Origin of the sequence: Cupriavidus sp. DF5525 (assembly GCF_040149425.2) — a bacterium.
Classification (GTDB): domain Bacteria; phylum Pseudomonadota; class Gammaproteobacteria; order Burkholderiales; family Burkholderiaceae; genus Cupriavidus; species Cupriavidus pickettii_A.
Window position 1 is genome coordinate 47,976 of the sequence record NZ_CP168265.1, and the last position, 16,509, is coordinate 64,484.

General features: G+C 67.6%; 18 protein-coding genes. 11 read left to right on the top strand and 7 right to left on the bottom strand.

Annotated elements, in window-relative coordinates; all coding sequences use genetic code 11:
• Positions 1–74 precede the first annotated feature (74 nt).
• The 3 genes from ABNX08_RS00215 to ABNX08_RS00225 all read left to right on the top strand — a co-directional run bounded on the left by ABNX08_RS00215 (position 75) and on the right by ABNX08_RS00225 (position 3,194).
• Positions 75–794: a GntR family transcriptional regulator gene (locus ABNX08_RS00215; protein ID WP_349605250.1), complete on the top strand. Its 720-nt coding sequence runs from the start codon at positions 75–77 to the stop codon at positions 792–794.
• 26 nt (positions 795–820) lie between these two features.
• A complete protein-coding gene (locus ABNX08_RS00220) occupies positions 821–1,669 on the top strand; it encodes a fumarylacetoacetate hydrolase family protein (protein ID WP_349605249.1) in 849 nt (282 codons plus the stop codon).
• Between the two features lie 286 nt (positions 1,670–1,955).
• Positions 1,956–3,194, top strand: a complete 1,239-nt coding sequence (locus ABNX08_RS00225) for a M20 aminoacylase family protein (RefSeq protein WP_022533155.1) — start codon at positions 1,956–1,958, stop codon at positions 3,192–3,194.
• Positions 3,195–3,203: 9 nt separating this feature from the next.
• On the opposite strand, the gene ABNX08_RS00230 is transcribed toward ABNX08_RS00225, so the two are convergent.
• Complete coding sequence (locus tag ABNX08_RS00230; protein ID WP_374063635.1) at positions 3,204–4,076, bottom strand: helix-turn-helix domain-containing protein; 873 nt, start codon at positions 4,074–4,076, stop codon at positions 3,204–3,206.
• Between the two features lie 126 nt (positions 4,077–4,202).
• Between ABNX08_RS00230 and ABNX08_RS00235 the strand changes: the two genes are divergently transcribed.
• On the top strand, positions 4,203–5,438 hold the full coding sequence (locus tag ABNX08_RS00235) for an MFS transporter (RefSeq protein WP_022533157.1): 1,236 nt from the start codon (positions 4,203–4,205) through the stop codon (positions 5,436–5,438).
• Positions 5,439–5,441: 3 nt separating this feature from the next.
• Here ABNX08_RS00235 and ABNX08_RS00240 read toward each other — a convergent pair whose 3' ends face one another.
• Complete coding sequence (locus tag ABNX08_RS00240; RefSeq protein ID WP_051369664.1) at positions 5,442–6,011, bottom strand: MarR family transcriptional regulator; 570 nt, start codon at positions 6,009–6,011, stop codon at positions 5,442–5,444.
• Positions 6,012–6,119: 108 nt separating this feature from the next.
• Here ABNX08_RS00240 and ABNX08_RS00245 point away from each other — a divergent pair, with 108 nt between their 5' ends.
• The 3 genes from ABNX08_RS00245 to ABNX08_RS00255 all read left to right on the top strand — a co-directional run bounded on the left by ABNX08_RS00245 (position 6,120) and on the right by ABNX08_RS00255 (position 8,596).
• Entirely contained in the window at positions 6,120–7,061 is a 942-nt protein-coding gene (locus ABNX08_RS00245; RefSeq protein ID WP_022533159.1) for an EamA family transporter, read from the top strand.
• Between the two features lie 62 nt (positions 7,062–7,123).
• Positions 7,124–7,426: a hypothetical protein gene (locus tag ABNX08_RS00250; protein WP_022533160.1), complete on the top strand. Its 303-nt coding sequence runs from the start codon at positions 7,124–7,126 to the stop codon at positions 7,424–7,426.
• 177 nt (positions 7,427–7,603) lie between these two features.
• Positions 7,604–8,596, top strand: coding sequence for a tripartite tricarboxylate transporter substrate binding protein (locus tag ABNX08_RS00255; protein WP_041681198.1), 993 nt, complete (start codon positions 7,604–7,606; stop codon positions 8,594–8,596).
• Between the two features lie 20 nt (positions 8,597–8,616).
• Here the strand turns inward: ABNX08_RS00255 and ABNX08_RS00260 are convergent, their stop codons facing one another.
• Positions 8,617–9,297: a response regulator transcription factor gene (locus ABNX08_RS00260; RefSeq protein WP_022533162.1), complete on the bottom strand. Its 681-nt coding sequence runs from the start codon at positions 9,295–9,297 to the stop codon at positions 8,617–8,619.
• A 250-nt stretch (positions 9,298–9,547) separates the two neighbouring features.
• Between ABNX08_RS00260 and ABNX08_RS00265 the strand changes: the two genes are divergently transcribed.
• Entirely contained in the window at positions 9,548–10,222 is a 675-nt protein-coding gene (locus tag ABNX08_RS00265; RefSeq protein WP_022533163.1) for a response regulator transcription factor, read from the top strand.
• 456 nt (positions 10,223–10,678) lie between these two features.
• Positions 10,679–10,945: a hypothetical protein gene (locus tag ABNX08_RS00270; RefSeq protein WP_022533164.1), complete on the top strand. Its 267-nt coding sequence runs from the start codon at positions 10,679–10,681 to the stop codon at positions 10,943–10,945.
• Between the two features lie 53 nt (positions 10,946–10,998).
• Here the strand turns inward: ABNX08_RS00270 and ABNX08_RS00275 are convergent, their stop codons facing one another.
• From ABNX08_RS00275 to minC, 4 genes are all read right to left on the bottom strand, one after another.
• Positions 10,999–12,096 (bottom strand): porin, encoded by a 1,098-nt coding sequence (locus tag ABNX08_RS00275; protein WP_349605248.1) that lies wholly within the window; start codon positions 12,094–12,096, stop codon positions 10,999–11,001.
• A 329-nt stretch (positions 12,097–12,425) separates the two neighbouring features.
• Complete coding sequence (gene minE / locus ABNX08_RS00280) at positions 12,426–12,680, bottom strand: cell division topological specificity factor MinE (RefSeq protein WP_006164360.1); 255 nt, start codon at positions 12,678–12,680, stop codon at positions 12,426–12,428.
• 21 nt (positions 12,681–12,701) lie between these two features.
• On the bottom strand, positions 12,702–13,517 hold the full coding sequence (gene minD / locus ABNX08_RS00285) for a septum site-determining protein MinD (RefSeq protein WP_022533166.1): 816 nt from the start codon (positions 13,515–13,517) through the stop codon (positions 12,702–12,704).
• Positions 13,518–13,586: 69 nt separating this feature from the next.
• On the bottom strand, positions 13,587–14,399 hold the full coding sequence (gene minC / locus ABNX08_RS00290) for a septum site-determining protein MinC (protein ID WP_041680914.1): 813 nt from the start codon (positions 14,397–14,399) through the stop codon (positions 13,587–13,589).
• A gap of 252 nt (positions 14,400–14,651) precedes the next feature.
• Here minC and ABNX08_RS00295 point away from each other — a divergent pair, with 252 nt between their 5' ends.
• Both ABNX08_RS00295 and ABNX08_RS00300 read left to right on the top strand, forming a co-directional pair.
• Complete coding sequence (locus ABNX08_RS00295) at positions 14,652–15,623, top strand: magnesium and cobalt transport protein CorA (RefSeq protein WP_022533168.1); 972 nt, start codon at positions 14,652–14,654, stop codon at positions 15,621–15,623.
• Between the two features lie 158 nt (positions 15,624–15,781).
• Positions 15,782–16,483, top strand: coding sequence for a tetratricopeptide repeat protein (locus ABNX08_RS00300; protein WP_022533169.1), 702 nt, complete (start codon positions 15,782–15,784; stop codon positions 16,481–16,483).
• Positions 16,484–16,509 lie beyond the last annotated feature (26 nt).

The following is a 16,509-nucleotide window of genomic DNA, read 5'->3' on the forward strand; positions in this document are numbered from 1 at the left end:
TACAATGTTGCGCATGCACAATTTTGGAATGTGGTAGCCTTGCCGTGGTGCATTTCCCCATTCTGGTGACGTCTGTGACACAAACGCTTTCAAAAACCACGCGCCTGCGCACGCTCGGCATGTCGGCTGAAATTGCCGTGCGGCTGCGCACCATGATCGAAGAGGGCGAACTGCCGCCCGGCGCGCGGATCGACGAACGGGCCTTCTGCGAGGCCTTCGACGTTTCCAAGACGCCGCTGCGCGAGGCGCTCAAGGTGCTGGTGTCCGAGGGGCTGGTGCTGCACCGGCAGTACATCGGCTACCGGGTGGCGCCGCTGGACCTGGAGGAACTGCGCGCCACCTTCGAAACCCTGCACGGGCTGGAGGCGCTGGCCGGCGAGCTGGCGGCGCGACGGCTGGGCGACGCCGCCCTGAACAAGCTCGAGCGGCGCCACCAGGCCATGATCGACGCGCATGCCGGGGGCCGGCGTACCGACTATTTCCGCATCAACCAGGAAATCCACCAGATCATCATCGACGGCGCCGGCAACCCGGTGCTGGCCGGCATCTACGCCACGCTGATGAGCAAGGTGCACCGCGCGCGCGGCGCCGCCAATGCGGATACGATCCGCTGGCAGGAGTCGCATGAGGAACACGAAGCCATCATGGCCGCGCTGCGCGAGCCCGGCCGGCCGCGCTTGGCGCAGGTGCTGCGCCAGCATTCCGAGAACACCGCGAAAGAGGTGCTGAGCGTGGTGGCGCGCTCGCTGGCAGAGGCCGGTGCGCGCGATACCACACTCAAGCAAACCGCCTGAACAACCCCCTGAAGAAGACAACGACGATGAAACTGGTTCGAGTAGGCAACCCCGGCGCCGAGCGCCCGGGCGTGATCGATGCACAGGGCCGCGTGCGCGACCTGTCCGGCGTGGTGGGCGATATCGATGCGGCGCAACTGGCGCCCGCGGCGCTGGAAGCGCTCGCCAGGGTGGACCCGGCATCGCTGCCGGTGATCGACGACGCGCGCTTCGGCGTGCCGTGGACGGGTATCGGCAAGATCGTGGCGATTGGCCTGAACTATGCCGACCACGCCGCCGAGGCCGGCATGCCGCTGCCGGCCGAGCCGATCGTGTTCCTGAAGGCCAACAGCTCGCTGAACGGCCCCAACGACGCGGTGATGCTGCCGTTCGGCTCGGAAAAGACCGACTGGGAGGTGGAGCTGGGCGTGGTCATCGGCACCACCGCGCGCAATGTCTCGCGCGAAGAGGCGCTGCGCCACGTGGCCGGCTACTGCGTGGTCAACGACGTGTCCGAGCGCGAGTTCCAGATCGAGCGCGGCGGCACCTGGGACAAGGGCAAGGGCTGCGACACCTTCTGCCCGGCCGGCCCGTGGCTGGTGACGCGCGACGAGGTGGCCGACCCGCAGGCGCTGGGCCTGTGGCTGGAGGTCAACGGCGAGCGCGTGCAGAAGGGCACCACCGCCACCATGGTCTTCGACGTGGCGACCGTGGTCAGCTATGTCAGCCGCTTCATGACACTGCTGCCAGGCGACCTGATCGCGACCGGCACGCCGCCGGGGGTGGGCATGGGTTTCAAGCCGCCGCGCTTCCTGAAGGCGGGCGACACCATGCGGCTCGGTGTGGACGGGCTTGGCGTGCAGACGCAGAAGGTGGTGGCGTACGGCGAGCGGTGAGGACAGGCGGGACCGCGCCGCGCGTGCCCGTCATGCGCTGGCGTTGGCAAACGCCGGCGTTTCGTACGGGAAGAAGGGCCTCGGAAGCGATCTGCTAAAGGTTCCCCGTCGAAACGCTTTCACACAAAGCGTTTGGTTTCCACACAAAGCGTACGATTAGGGCAACAGTTTCGGTGCCCCAAACGCCCAAATTACATCGATTTACAGGAAATCGCACCCTTGGCATTTCGCTCGTGTTTTCTGCGTGAAATACTGTTTATACAGGTTTCGCCAAAGAGCACATGCCATGTCTGAGCACGCCCCCGAGCTCGAGTCTTACCTCGGCACCACCCTCAAGTCCTCCCCGCTGATGCGCCAGTACTGCGCGCTGACCGACACCCTGGACAGCCGCGCGGAACTCGAGGCCATCCGGCGCAATATCCACCAGCATCCCGAACTTGCCTTCGACGAAGTCCGGACTTCCGGTCTGGTCGCCAGCCTGCTGGAGACGTGGGGCTACACGGTCACGCGCGCGGTGGGCGGCACCGGCGTGGTTGGCACGCTCAAATGCGGGCAGGGCGGGCGCAGTGTCGGCATCCGCGCCGACATGGATGCGCTGCCGATCTACGAGCGCAGCGGGCTGCCTTACGCCAGCGTCAATGAGGGCCGCATGCACGCCTGCGGGCACGACGGCCACACCGCGATCCTGCTGGGCGCGGCCAAGCAGCTGGCGCGCACGCGCAACTTTGACGGCACGGTGCACCTGATCTTCCAGCCGGCCGAGGAAATCGGCGCGGGCGGCGGCGCCGAGCGCATGCTGGCCGACGGCCTGTTCGAGCGTTTCCCGTGCGACGCGATCTTCGGGCTGCACAACCATCCGGGCATGGAGCAGGGCACCTTTCTGTTCCGCTCGGGCCCGTTCATGGCGGCCTGCGACACGGTCACCATCACCATCCGCGGCAAGGGCGGCCACGCGGCGCGCCCGCATCAGTCGATCGACCCGATCCTGGTGGCCGGCAGCCTGGTGATGGCGCTGCAGTCGGTGGTGTCGCGCTATGTCGACCCGAACGAGACCGCGGTAGTGACCATCGGCACGCTGCACGCCGGCCACGCCCCCAACGTGATCCCCGACAGCGCGCGCATGGAGATCAGCGTGCGCTCGTTCAGCCCGGAAGTGCGCGCCTCGCTGGAAAACCGGATCCGCCAGCTTGCCACCGCGCATGCCGAGGGCTATGGCGCGATCGCCGAGATCGACTATGTGCGCGGCTACCCGGTGCTGGTCAACAGCGAGCGCGAAACCGAGTTCGCGCGGCAGGTGGCCGAGGAACTGGTCGGCGCCGACAAGGTGGTGGGGCAGGCCGCGCGCATTGCGGGCAGCGAGGACTTTGCCTACTTCCTGCAGGAGCGGCCAGGTTGCTTCGTGCGTCTGGGCAACGGCGCCAACCAGCCGCTGCTGCATAACGCGGGCTATGACTTCAACGACGAGAACCTGACCGTGGGTGCGGCTTACTGGACGCGGCTGGTGGAGCGGTACCTGGGGCGGTGACGCCCACTATCAGCGAAAGAACACGCTCGGCGGCACGCCGAACTGCCGCCTGAACATCGTCGCAAAGGCGCTCGGGCTCTCGTAGCCTAGGTCGAGCGCTACATCCACCACCTTGCTCCCGGCTGCCAGCTTCTCCAGCGCCGCCAGCAGCCGCGCCTGCTGGCGCCACTGCCCGAAGGTCATCCCAGTCTCCCTGGCAAAGCGCCGCTGGATGGTCTTCGGATCTACGCCCAGCCGCCCGCCCCAGTCCGCCAGCGTCAGCGCGGTATCGGGCGTACTCACGATCGCATCGCAGATCTGCCGCAAGCCGTCGTCCGTTGGGCGCGGCAGGTGCAGCGGCAGCGACGGCACCAGCATCACTTCATCGAGCAGCAGCCGCATCAGGCGCGCGTCGCGCGTGTCGGGCGCGTAGGGCAGGGGGATGTCGATCGCCGCCAGGATCAGCTCGCGCAGCAGCGGCGAGATGCCGAGCACGGTACAGCGCTGCGGCAGGTCGGGCGCGGCATCGGGGCGGATATAGGCGGTGCGCATCTGCACCCGGCCGACCATGCGGATCCAGTGCGTGATGCCGCCCGGCATCCACATGCCGCGTGTGGGCGGCACGATCCACTGGCCTTCCTCGGTTGCCACCACCATCACGCCGTGCACCGCGTGGATCAGTTGGGCGTGCGGATGCTGGTGCGGCTTGGTCACCTCTCCGGGCAGGTAGTCGGCGGCCATCGCGGTGACCGGCATCGGGCCGCGGTCATAGCGGGCGTAGCGCGGAGGATCGGAGTAGGTGTCGCCCTGCGTGATGGCAGGGGGCACAGGCTGGTCCCGGGTGCGCCGGCGGCGGCTGGTGTCGGCCGGAGCGAGGGCGGTGTGACTAGGGGCGCGCTGCATGTCCTTTTCTCCAAGGTTGCGGCCCCATTCTCGCAGGACAGGCGCACGGGCGCCAGCTAGCATCGGGCCTATCTCCTTCATGGCCGGCACCCCCGCTGGCCGCTTTCCGTCCGTCGAGAGCCGCCAATGAGCACAACCATCGACTCCGCGCCGACCAGCGCCGCCCAGACTTCCGCTTCCCCGCAGGCCGAACGCACCGGATTCCGCGTGCTGACGGCGATCAGCTTTGCCCACTTCCTCAACGACATGATCCAGTCGTTGATCCTGGCGATCTACCCGATGCTCAAGGGCGGCTTCAACCTGAGCTTCACCCAGATCGGCCTGCTGACCATGACCTACCAGGTCACCGCGTCGCTGCTGCAGCCGGTGGTGGGGCTGTACACCGACAAGCATCCCAAGCCGCATTCGCTGGCAGTGGCGATGGCCTTCACGCTGGCGGGCCTGCTGCTGCTGTCGGTGGCGCCGAGCTACGGCGTGCTGCTGGTGGCCGCGGCGCTGGTCGGCACCGGCTCTTCGATCTTCCACCCCGAGTCGTCGCGCGTGGCGCGCATGGCCTCGGGCGGGCAGCACGGGCTGGCGCAGTCGATCTTCCAGGTGGGCGGCAACGGCGGCAGCGCCATGGGGCCGTTGCTGGCCGCGCTGATCGTGCACCAGCAGGCCAGCCTGGCGTGGTTCTCGCTGGCGGCGCTGGTGGGCATCGTGGTGCTGTTGCGCATCGGCGGCTGGTATGCGCGCCAGCTGGCGCAGGGCGCGCGCAAGCGCAAGGCCGCGGGCGTGGTGGCGAGTCCGGTGCCGACGCGCGTGGTGGTGCGCGCGATGGTGGTGCTGATGGTGCTGGTGTTCTCCAAGTACTTCTACATGGCCAGCCTGACCTCGTACTACACCTTCTACCTGATGGAGCGCTTCGGGCTGGCGCGGCAGGACGCGCAGCTGCACCTGTTCATGTTCCTCGCCGCGGTGGCCGCCGGCACCATCCTGGGCGGGCCGATCGGCGACCGCATCGGCCGCAAGCGCGTGATCTGGGCGTCGATCCTGGGCGTGGCGCCGTTCACGCTGGTGCTGCCGCACGTGGGCCTGTTCTGGACCGGCGTGCTGACCTTCATCATCGGCTTTATCCTGGCCTCGGCGTTCTCGGCGATCCTGGTGTTCGCGCAGGAGCTGATCCCCGGCAAGGTCGGCATGGTGTCGGGGCTGTTCTTCGGCTTTGCTTTCGGCATGGGTGGCATCGGCGCCGCGGTGCTGGGCGGGATGGCGGATACGCACGGCATCCGTGTGGTGTATGAGTACTGCGCCTACCTGCCGCTGCTGGGGCTGCTGACGGTGCTCCTGCCGGACCTGCGCGAGCGCGCGCAGCGGGCCTGAGGCTCAGGCCTCGTCTTTGTCTTCGCCGCCACCGCCCGGTGGCGGCTCGAACTGGCGCAGCCAGCGCCGCAGCAGTGCGGCGAGCTGGGCCTGCTCCGCGGCGGTCAGGCTTTCCAGCAGCCGATGTTCGTTGGCGACGTGCAGTTCGACCGCATGGTCGACGCGCTCGCGCCCGGCACCGGTCAGCTCCACCAGCAAGCCACGGCGGTCGTCCGGGTTGGGCCGGCGTTGCACGAGGCCGGCACGCTCCAGGTGGTCGAGCCGGTTGGTCATCGTGCCCGAGGTGATCATCAGCGAGCCGATCAGCGCCCCCGGCGACAGCATAAACGGCGGTCCGGCGCGCCGCAGCGTCGCCAGCACATCGAATTCCCACGGCGACAAGCCCGTTTCTGCCAGCGCAGCTTCGATCGCGCGCCCGGTATGGCGATTGAGCCGGGCCAGCCGGCCGATCACGCCCATCGGCGAGGCGTCCAGGTCCGGACGCTCGCGCGCCCATTGCGCGAGAATAGCGTCGACATGGTCCGGGGTTTGATCCGGCGTTTCAGCGGCCTGGGGTTTGCGGCGGGAAGGCATGGGGGGACGGCGTGCGGGCAAAAGGCGAATTGCGACAAGACCGAAGTATCTTGACATCAAACAATCGGATTCGTAAAGTGGATTTATCTTGATATCAAGAAACTTGAAATGAAGACGAATCCGTCGGCGTCTCCCGCAGCGCCCCAGCCTGTGTCACGCGTGGCCTCTCCGGGCGGTGTTGCACTACGTGACATCCTGCTGACCGGGCTCGCTCCCGCGATCTGGGGCAGCACCTACCTGGTCACCAGCGAATGGCTGCCGCCGGGGCAGCCGCTGCTGTCGGGCGTGATCCGGGCGCTGCCGGCGGGCCTGGTGATGCTGGCGTTCGGCCACGCGTTGCCGCAGGGCGGCTGGTGGTGGCGCGCCGCGGTGCTGGGCGTACTCAATATCGGCTTCTTCCAGGCGATGCTGTTTATCGCCGCGTACCGGCTGCCCGGCGGCGTGGCGGCCACGGTCGGTGCGATCCAGCCGCTGATCGTGGTGGCGCTGACGTGGGCGTGGCTGGGTGCGCGCCCGCGCAACGCGGCGTGGCTGGCCGGCGTAGGCGGATTGCTGGGCGTGGCGCTGCTGGTGCTGGGGCCGGCCGCGCGGCTCGATGCCATCGGCGTGGCGGCGGCGGCGGCCGGCGCGGTGTCGATGGCGGTGGGTACGGTGCTGACGCGGCGCTGGCAGCCGCCGGTCTCGCCGCTGGTGCTGACCGCCTGGCAGCTGTGCGCGGGCGGGCTGTTCCTGCTGCCGTTCGCGCTGGCGCTGGAACCGCTGCCGGGGCACTTCACGCTGGCCAACTGGCTGGGTTATGCGTGGCTGAGCATCGTTGGCGCGGGCTTGAGCTACGCGCTGTGGTTCCGCGGCGTCGGCCGGATGCCGTCGTCGGCGGTGTCGGCGCTGGGCCTGCTGAGCCCGGTCAGCGCCACCGTGCTCGGGTACCTGGTGCTGGGACAGGCGCTGACGCCGGTGCAGGCGGCCGGTGCTCTGCTGGTGCTGGCCAGTGTCTGGCTGGGGCAGCGCGCGGCAGCACCGGCGGCGCTGGCGCGTGCGCGGACGGCCTGACCCGCGCATCCGATCCCGCGTGTCCTGCCGCCGGCTGCTTTCGGGAGCCGATTTGCGGCATCATGGCGGGCATGAAGTCCGCCGTGCCCCCGCCCCCGATGCCGCCCTCATCACCGCAGCCCGCCGCCCCTGCCAAGCCCGCCTGCGAGCGTTGCCTGGAGCTGGCGGCCGATCCGCGCCGGCGCGAGCCGCCGGCCTGCCTGGCGCTGCGCGGCACGGCGCCGCTGGTCAGCCAGAGCGCGGCCGGCGTGCCGTTCAGCATGTTGACCTTTGCCTGCCGCGACTGCGGCACGGTATGGCGGCTGTATGACCGGGCCAACGAGCTCTTTGTCTCGTGGGTGCCCGAGCGGCCGCTGGTGCGCTGACGGTGCGCTGGCGGTGCGCTGGCGGTGCGCTGGCGGTGCGCTGGCGGTGCGCTGGCGGTGCGTTGAGCACGCAACTGATCGGCTAAGATAGCGGCTGCCTCGAGCCAGCGCGGCACGTTGCAGTCGCGCCAGGCGATCTACCGGATTCCTCCCGAATTTCTCCCGCATTTCGACATCATGGCCTTCCCTTTCCGCCCGACCTTGCTGGCCGCGACTTGTGCCGCCGGCCTGCTGGCTGCCGCGCTGCCCGCCGCCGCAGCAGCAGCCGATAACTACCCCAGCCGCCCGATCCGCCTGATCGTCGCCTACCCGACCGGCGGCATCAGCGACACCGTGGCGCGCGCGCTGGGCGAACGCCTGTCGGCGCAGATGGGCGCCTCGGTGGTGGTCGAGAACAAGGCCGGCGCCGGCGGCAGCATCGGCATCGATGCGGTGGCCAAGGCCGCGCCGGACGGCTACACGCTGGGGTTTGCATCGACCAGCCCGCTGACGCTCAATCCGCACGTCGGCCACGTCAACTACGATCCGCAGAAGGACGTGGCGCCGGTGATGAGCGTGATGTACTCGCCGGTGCTGGTGGTTGCCACCAACAGTTTCAGCGGCAAGGGCTTTGCCGACGTGGTCGGCCAGGCGAGCGCCAAGCCGGGCTCGGTGCGCTGGGCGACCTCGGGCCTGGGCACGGTCGGCCATGTGGTGCTGGAGCAGATCAAGCAGAAGTCGAAGGCCGATATCACGCTGATCCCGTACAAGGGCGCGGGCCAGCAGATGAACGACGCGCTCGGCGGCCAGTTCGAGGTGATGAGCACCAACGCCAGCCCGGTGCTGACGCAGCATATGCAGGCTGGCCGCCTGCGCGCGCTGGCAGTGGGCGCGCCGAAACGGCTGGAGAGCCTGCCGTCGGTGCCGACGCTGGCCGAACTCGGCTATCCCAAGGCCAACCTGACATCCACCTTCGGCGTGTTCGCGCCGGGCAAGACGCCGGCGGCCATCATCAACCGCCTGAACGCCGAGCTGAACAAGGCGCTGGCCGAGCAGGAGGTCCATGAGCGCCTGCTCAAGGGCGGCGAGGTGCCCACCGGCGGTACGCCGGCGCAGTTCGCCAAGGCCATCCGCGAGGAGTACGCGGAGAACGCCCGCATCGTGAAGGAAGCCGGCATCAAGGCCGACTGAAACTCGCCCCCCGGGCCGGCCTAGGTCGCATCGAGCCGGCTGCCGAGCCCATACACGGACGACAGCCGCACGCCGTTGTGCGGCCACAGCGCCAGCTTGGTACGCACGCGCGACAGGTGGCTGTCGACCGTGCGCGAGGCCGGGTCCACGTGGTAGCGCCAGACCTGGTCGACCATGGCCTGTCGCAGCACCAGCGAGCCCAGGTTGCGGAACAGCAGTACCGCCGGGTCGAATTCCTTGGGCGCCAGCAGCACCGGCTTGCCATGTACCCACACCCGCCGCTCCGCGGTGGCAAAGCGGAAGGCGCCATGCGCGAGGTCGCAGGCCTCGCCCGCCAGGCGCGTGCGGCGCAACAGCGCCAGCACGCGCGCGGCCAGTTCGCCCGTGCGCAGCGGCTTGGGCAGGTAGCTGTCGGCGCCCTGGGCCAGGCAGGACACCACAACGGCCTCTTCATCCGAGGTGCCGGTCAGCATCACCGGCACCTCGTGGCCGTGCGTGCGGCGCACCCACGCCAGCACTTCCAGGGCCGGAATCCCCGGCGTATCGCAATCGAGCATCAAGAGGTCGAACGACCTGCCGCGCAGCGCGCCGATCATCGAGCGGCCGCTGAGGTAGCGCGTGCACTGGTGGCCGCCCAGGCGCAGGGTCTGTTCAATGCGGACGGCAAGGGTCGGGTCCGCCTGCAGCGCGGCGATCTTCACGGGCGTGGCTCCTGCGCGGGTGCATCGGAATGCGCGCATGGAAAAGAGTTGAAAGACGGCGCGGACCATCGCGGCCCGCAGCGAAGCCCATGGTAGGAGCGGCCTGCTGAGGCGAGAAGTAAAAGATTGTGGAAAATCGAGTTTGAGTTCTTTCCTATTCGTGTGCCTGCGCACGCGGTCTTAAATGAGCCGCTACGGCCCGGCGGCCACGGGACGCCAACCGGCCGGGCAAGCGCCGTCGAGACAATATATGGGAAAGAGAATTGCATCACTTGAAGACGCGCCCGCGGATGTGGCGCTGATCCGCCAGGTCATTGCCAGCGCCGGGCATGAATGCGTGAGCTTCGGCGAAAGCCGGCGCCTGCTGCTGGCGCTGCGCGACGCCGGTTTCGACCTGCTGCTGCTGCTGGACTGGCAGATGCCGGACCTGTCCGGGCGCGAGGTGCTGGCGTGGATGCGCACCAATCTCGACCGGCGCGTGCCGGTGATGTTCCTGACCTGCCGCGATGCCGAGCACGACATCGTCAACGCGCTGACGGCCGGCGCCGACGATTACATGGTCAAGCCGGTGCGCCAGGCCGAACTGGCCGCGCGCATCGAATGCCTGCGGCTCGGCGACTACGCCTTCGACTGCGCCACCCGCAAGGTCACCTGCAACGGCCACCCGGTCGGGCTGACACCCAAGGAGTTCGATCTGGCGGTGCTGCTGTTCCGCAACGAGGGGCGCATCGTCACGCGCGACCACATCACTGCCGCGGTCTGGGGCCGCGAGATCTCGCCGATGTCGCGCACCATCGATGCCCATGTGTCGCGCGTGCGCAGCAAACTGGACCTGCATGCGGCGCATGGCTTGCGGCTGACGCCGGTCTACACGCATGGCTACCGGCTGGAGCGCACCGGCAGCGCCGCGCTTGCTGCCGCATGAGGCCGGGCCTGTTGCGCGTTGCTGCGCTTGGTGCGGCACTGTGGGCGGGCGCGCACTGGCTGCTCCGGCGCAGGGGGGGGCAGCGCCTGTTCGCCGACCGGACGCCGGCGTGCGCGATCCCGGCGCCGTGCGCGACATGGTGCTCCATGTGCTCGGCCACGACCTGCGCGAGCCTCATGCCTCGCTGCTGGCCTGGCTGGCACTGCGCCGCACCCAGGCGCAGGCCGACGCGGCGCTGCTGGCACAGGTCGACGGCCATTCGCGCCGCTCGCTGCGGTATTTCGATGCGCTGAACCGGCTGCTGCGCGAAACCCGCCACCCCTACCGCATGCGCCGCCTCGCCATGGAAGCCCTGCTGATGAAGCGCTGGACCGTGTCTGGGACGCCGCCGGCGAGGCCGGTATCCGGCTGGACCGGCCGGCAGGGCGCCCGCCGCGCATCGGCGGCGACCACGCCATGCTGGTGCAAACGCTGGGATGGCTGCTCTCGTGCGCCATCGGTGCCGCGGGGCAGGGTACCGCGCTGCGCATCAGGTGCCGCCGCCACGCGGGCGGCATGGCGCTATGGATCGCACTCGATCCCGTCGATGAAGACAGCGCCGCGCGGCTGGCCGAGCCCGGGCCGGCGCTGCAGCCGATGGCGGCGCCACCAGCCAGGGACGCGACGCAAGCCTCGCCGCAGACAGGCTGGTACCTGTGGCTGCGGCGCCGGCCGCGCCCATGAAAAAAGGCACCCGAAGGTGCCTTTCTGCCAGGGTCTGCCAATCGGGCAAACGATCAGAAGATGTGGCGGATGCCGACAGCAGCGCCGGTCTGGTTGTTACGGCCCGGCAGTTCGGTGGTGGTGCCGCCCGAAACCTTGTTGAAGTCAACCGTACCGTAAACCTGGGTGCGCTTGGACAGCGAGTACTCGGCCAGCAGCACGCCGGTGTAGCGACGGCCGTTGTTGTCGTTCACGCCGTTTTTGTTCTCGACGTAGTCGCCGTAGAACACGCCGGTCAGGGCCAGGGCCGGGGTGGCCTGGTAGGTCACGCCGATGTAGCCGATGGTGTCCTTGCGCGGGTTGTTGACAGCACCGGCAGCGACCACGGGCGCGGGAGGCGCGGAAGCCGAGTTGTTCAGGAAGCCGTTGTCGATCACGCCGGTGCGGTCCTTGCCACCCACGTAACCCAGGAAGATCTTGGCCGGGCCGATCGAGTACTTACCGGCAGCGCCCCACATTTGCTGCTTGTTGCCGTTGATGTCGCGGATTTCCTGGTACACGCCGCCGACGCCGAACGGACCGTACGTGTAGGCGGCACGAGCGCCCCAGTACTGGTTCTTGGTCATGCTGCCCGGCTGCTCGCCGAAGCCGTAGCCGGCGCCCACGTCCAGGCCGCCGAACTTGCCGCTGTAGCTGACCACGTTGTCGCTGCGGAACTGGGTCAGGAAGAACGGCCAGGCGTTGGCGGTGTAGTTGCCGATAGTCAGCGGATCGTAGTCGCCGAAGAAGTTAAAGCCTTCGGTGTACTGGCGGCCCAGCTTGATCGCGCCGAAGTCACCCGACAGGCCAACGTAAGCCTGACGACCGAACAGGCGGCCGTTCGGGTTGGTGGCGCTGGCCTGGTTGGAGCGGCCGGTGTCCGGATCGAAACCGCCTTCCAGCTGGAAGATTGCCTTCAGGTTGTTGCCGAGGGCTTCGCTGCCCTTCAGGCCCCAACGGCTGTTGGTGACCGCGCCGTTGGTCAGTTCCCACAGATTGTCGTTGTTGGCGTTGGCGTTCGTGGTGAAGCGGATGCTCTGGTCGACGATACCGTACAGGGTGACGGACGCCTGGGCGTACGCCGAACCTGCCAACAGGCTGCCGGCTGCGAGGACGATGGCCGATTTCTTCATGGTGCTCCTTTTCTGTCTTGTATTGTTCTCCGCCGGATCACGGCAGTGACGAGGTCTACGTTTGGTGTAGACGTCGCGAAAATCTAACAAAACGTAAGCATTAAGGACACAAAACTCCGCCAAAGCGCGCTTTCCAGCAGGATTTTGGTGCAATTCCGTTGTCTGGCCGCTACACAATTCCGGATCGGTGCGAAGCGGCAAAGCCGGAAACCGGGCCTGTGCACTGAGCTGGCGGGGGAGCGGGAGAAAGCGGGGAGAGAGGGGAGGGACAAACCGCGGCGCAGGAGCCGCGCCGCGGTCAGGGTGAACAGCGATGAGGACTGGGGGAATCAGCCCTGCGGGATTTCGATCTTGACTTCAAGGACCTCGAGATTGTCCTGGCGCTCGAGGCTCACGCGCAGGTCCTGGTCGCTGATCTTGACGTACTTTGAAATCACCGCCACCAGCTCGCGCTGCAGCGCGGGCAGGTAGTCGGCGGGCGCGGAATGGCCGGTGCGCTCGTGGGCGAGGATGATCTGCAGCCGCTCCTTGGCGACCGACGCGGACTTCTTCTTCTCTCCCAGCAGGAAGGAAAGGATCGACATTGGGATGAGCCCTCCTGACCGTTACTTGTTGCCGAAGATGCGGGAGAACAACCCCGGCTTCTGGTAGTCGATGAAACGCATCGGCTTGTCCTTGCCGAGGAAGCGGTCCACCACGTCGCCATAGGCGTCGGATACGTCGCTGCCTTCCAGGTGGATGGCGGGCGTGCCCTGGTTGGACGCATGCAGCACGGCTTCAGACTCCGGCACCACGCCGATCAGCTTGATGCGCAGGATTTCCTGGATGTCGGTCAGCGACAGCATCTCGCCGCCATGCACGCGCTTGGGGTTGTAGCGGGTGATCAGCAGGTGTTCCTTGATCGGGTCGCCGCCCTCGCTGGCGCGCTTGGTCTTGGATGCCAGGATGCCCAGGATGCGATCCGAATCGCGCACCGATGACACTTCCGGGTTGGTGACGATCAGCGCTTCATCGGCGAAGTACATCGCCATCAGCGCGCCCGACTCGATGCCAGCCGGCGAATCGCAGACGATGAATTCGAAGTCCATGTCGATCAGGCCGTTGATGACCTTCTCGACGCCGTCGCGCGTAAGCGCGTCCTTGTCGCGCGTCTGCGAGGCCGGCAGGATGAACAGGTTCTCGCACTTCTTGTCCTTGATCAGGGCCTGGCGCAGGTTGGCTTCGCCCTGCACCACGTTGATCAGGTCATACACCACGCGACGTTCGCAACCCATGATCAGGTCGAGGTTGCGCAGGCCGACGTCGAAGTCGATCACGGCAGTCTTGTGGCCACGCAGGGCCAGGCCGGCGGCAAAGCTGGCGCTGGTGGTGGTCTTGCCGACGCCTCCCTTGCCGGAGGTCACAACGATGATTTTTGCCATGGCTCTTTGGTCCAGTAATGGGTTGAAGCTTACGCTGCTTTGATTGGGGATCCCGAGGGGCGCGCTGGCTTATTTGAGCCGCAACGCTTCCAGGATCAGTTTTTCATCGGCCAGGCGGACCTGGGCGGTCTTGCCGAGCACGTCGGCCGGGAGCGTCTGCTCCGCGGTGCGATAGATGCCGGCGATGGAAATCAGTTCAGGCTCCATGCACGTGCTGAAGATGCGCGCGCCGGTATTGCCCTTGACGCCCGCCAGCGCGCGGCCGCGCAGCGGGGCGTAGATATGGATGTTGCCTTCGGCGATCACTTCGGCGCCGTGGCTGACCACGTCGAGGATCACCACGTCGCCCTGCGCGTAGATCTGCTGGCCCGAGCGCACCGGCTTGTCGATCAGCAGGGTCTGGGTCTGGCGGATGGCGGCGGCCACGGCGGCGTCGGTCGCGGCGGCAGCGGCCGCGCGGACGGCCTCTTCGCGCGCGGCCTGTTCGGCGGCGGCTTGGTCGGCGGCCTGTTCCGCGGCAGCAGCGGCCTTGGCCTCGGCGGCGCGATCGGTGGTGCTGCCGCGGCGGCTCTGGCTGTCGAGCAGCGGCAGGCCGAAGCGCTCGGCCCACTCGCGCTGGCCGGGACGGGCCACCACCCCAATGGCGCGCGCCTTGAGCGTGGCAAGCGTCTCGATCACCGTTCCGAGCGCAACGGCGCCATCGTCTTCCAGTGCGCGCAGGTCCAGCGCGATCACGTCATTGGAGAAGAAGTCGGGAGTGGCTTCGAAGCGGGAGAGGAGGTCATCCCGCAGCGCAGCCATGTCGGCGGTCTGGAGGGCGAGAAGGAGGGCGTCGACGTTGCCACTGCGCAGCTCGAAGCGTGGCGTTTTCTTCTGGGACATAGCCGGGTGACCGTGGAAATGCCACATTCTAACGTTGTCTCTGTCGCGAACTGTAACAATTGGCGTGATAAAAGCGATGTAGGCGCGATGCCGGCGTGATGGGTGGCCTGTGCGTTCCATATGCACTGCGATGGCACAGCGTGGCCCGGCGAATGTGTGCCAGCCGTGGCCTGCGCCGCGCGACAGCGGGACGGCATAGCGTGGGCAAAGCAAAGCCTTGTTACGATTGCGCCATCTGATAGCGGAGTTCCCATGGGCGCCATCGTCAATTGCGTAGCCTACCGGCAGGGCAAACGGCTCGGCACGGTCGGCATGGAAGAGATTCCTTCAGTGCTGAGCGTGCCGGGCACTTTCGTCTGGCTCGGGTTGCACGAACCCGACCTCGCGCTGCTGCGCCAGGTGCAGCACGCCTTCGGCCTGCACGATCTCGCGGTGGAAGACGCGCTCGACGCGCACCAGCGTCCCAAGCTGGAGGCCTACGGCGATTCGGTCTTCGTCGTGCTCAACACCGCGCAATTGGTAGAGGATGAAGTCGTGGTCGGCGAGACCCATCTCTTCGTCGGCCCCAACTACGTGGTGTCGGTGCGCCACGGCGCCAGCAGCACCTACGCCCCGGTGCGCGAGCGCTGCGAACATGACCCGCAAGGGCTGGCCAACGGCCCCGGCTACGTGCTGTACGCGCTGATGGACTTTGTCGTCGACCACTACTTGCCAATCGTGACGCGGCTGGAAGATACCTTCGAAGCGCTGGAGCAAGGCATCTTCCGCGACGAATTCGACCGCGCGGCGATCGAACGCCTGTATCGGATCAAGCGCCAGGTGCTGCGGCTGCGCAATGCGGTCAGTCCCGTCGAGGATATGTGCGGCCAGCTGATCCGCCTGCACGAGGACCTGGTGCCAAAGGAGCTGCGCGCCTACTTCCGCGACATCGAGGATCACGCCAGCCGGCTGGTGCGCACGCTCGACGTGGTGCGCGAAATGCTGACCACCGCGGTGCAGGTCAATCTGGCGCTGGTCACCGTGGGCCAGAACGAGGTGGTCAAGCGGCTGGCCGGCTGGGGCGCGATCCTGGCGATCCCGACCGTGGTGTTCAGCCTGTACGGGATGAACTTCGATTTCATGCCCGAACTGCAATTCCACTACGCCTACCCGGCGGTGATTGGCGTGACGGCGCTTGCCTGCGGTGCGCTGTGGCGGCGGCTGCACCGGGCGGGATGGATCTGAGCACGTTGCTTATATATCTGTACGACGAATGTTATGGGGTGAAATCAAGGTGCGTTGATTATTCGCGCGGATAGTAAGACTGCTACCGAGCCTGCCTACCGGGCGCGTGCCCTGACTCCTACACTGGAGCAAAGAAGGCGCCGCGCCCGGAGTCCGCCATGTCGATTGCCCGTTCCCCGATTGCCGTCTTGCTGGCCGGCGCCATCGCCGCATGGCTGTCTGTGCAACCCGCCGCTGCCGCGCCGCAGCCGCCCGCGCCGGCGCAGGCCCAGACCCGCGATGCCGTCACGGCCTATGAGGCCGGCAACTTCGACCAGGCCCTGCGCGGTTTCGCCAGTGCCGCCCGCCAGGGCAACCGCCTCGCCCAGTTCAACTACGCCATGATGCTGCTGCGTGGCGAGGGCACCCCCGCCCGCCCGCAGGAGGCTCTGGTATGGCTGAAGAAGGCGGCCGACAATGAGATGACCCATGCCCAGTACACCTGGGGCGACCTGCATGAGCGCGGCGAGCTGGTGCCCAAGTCACTCGAGGAAGCCAACCGCTGGTATGAGCGCGCGGCGCAGGGCGGGCACGTGCAGGCGCAGATGGCGCTGGCGACCAACTACTTCACCGGGCGCGGGGTGCCGCGGGACTACGCGCAGGCGTTCGCGTGGTACAGCCGCGCCGCCAGTGCCGGCGACGGCGGTGCGCAGTACATCGTCGGCAGTTTCTATGAGCACGGCGAGCCAGGCGTGGTCGACCGGGATATCGAGCAGGCCAAGATTTGGTATGCGCGCTCGGCCGCGCATGGGGATCCGGGGGCGCTGGCGAAGTTGAGGTCGTTGCTGCAGGAGACGGTGCGGGGCAGGGCGGGGATGTAGGGAAGAGAGAAGCAGAAAGCGAATCC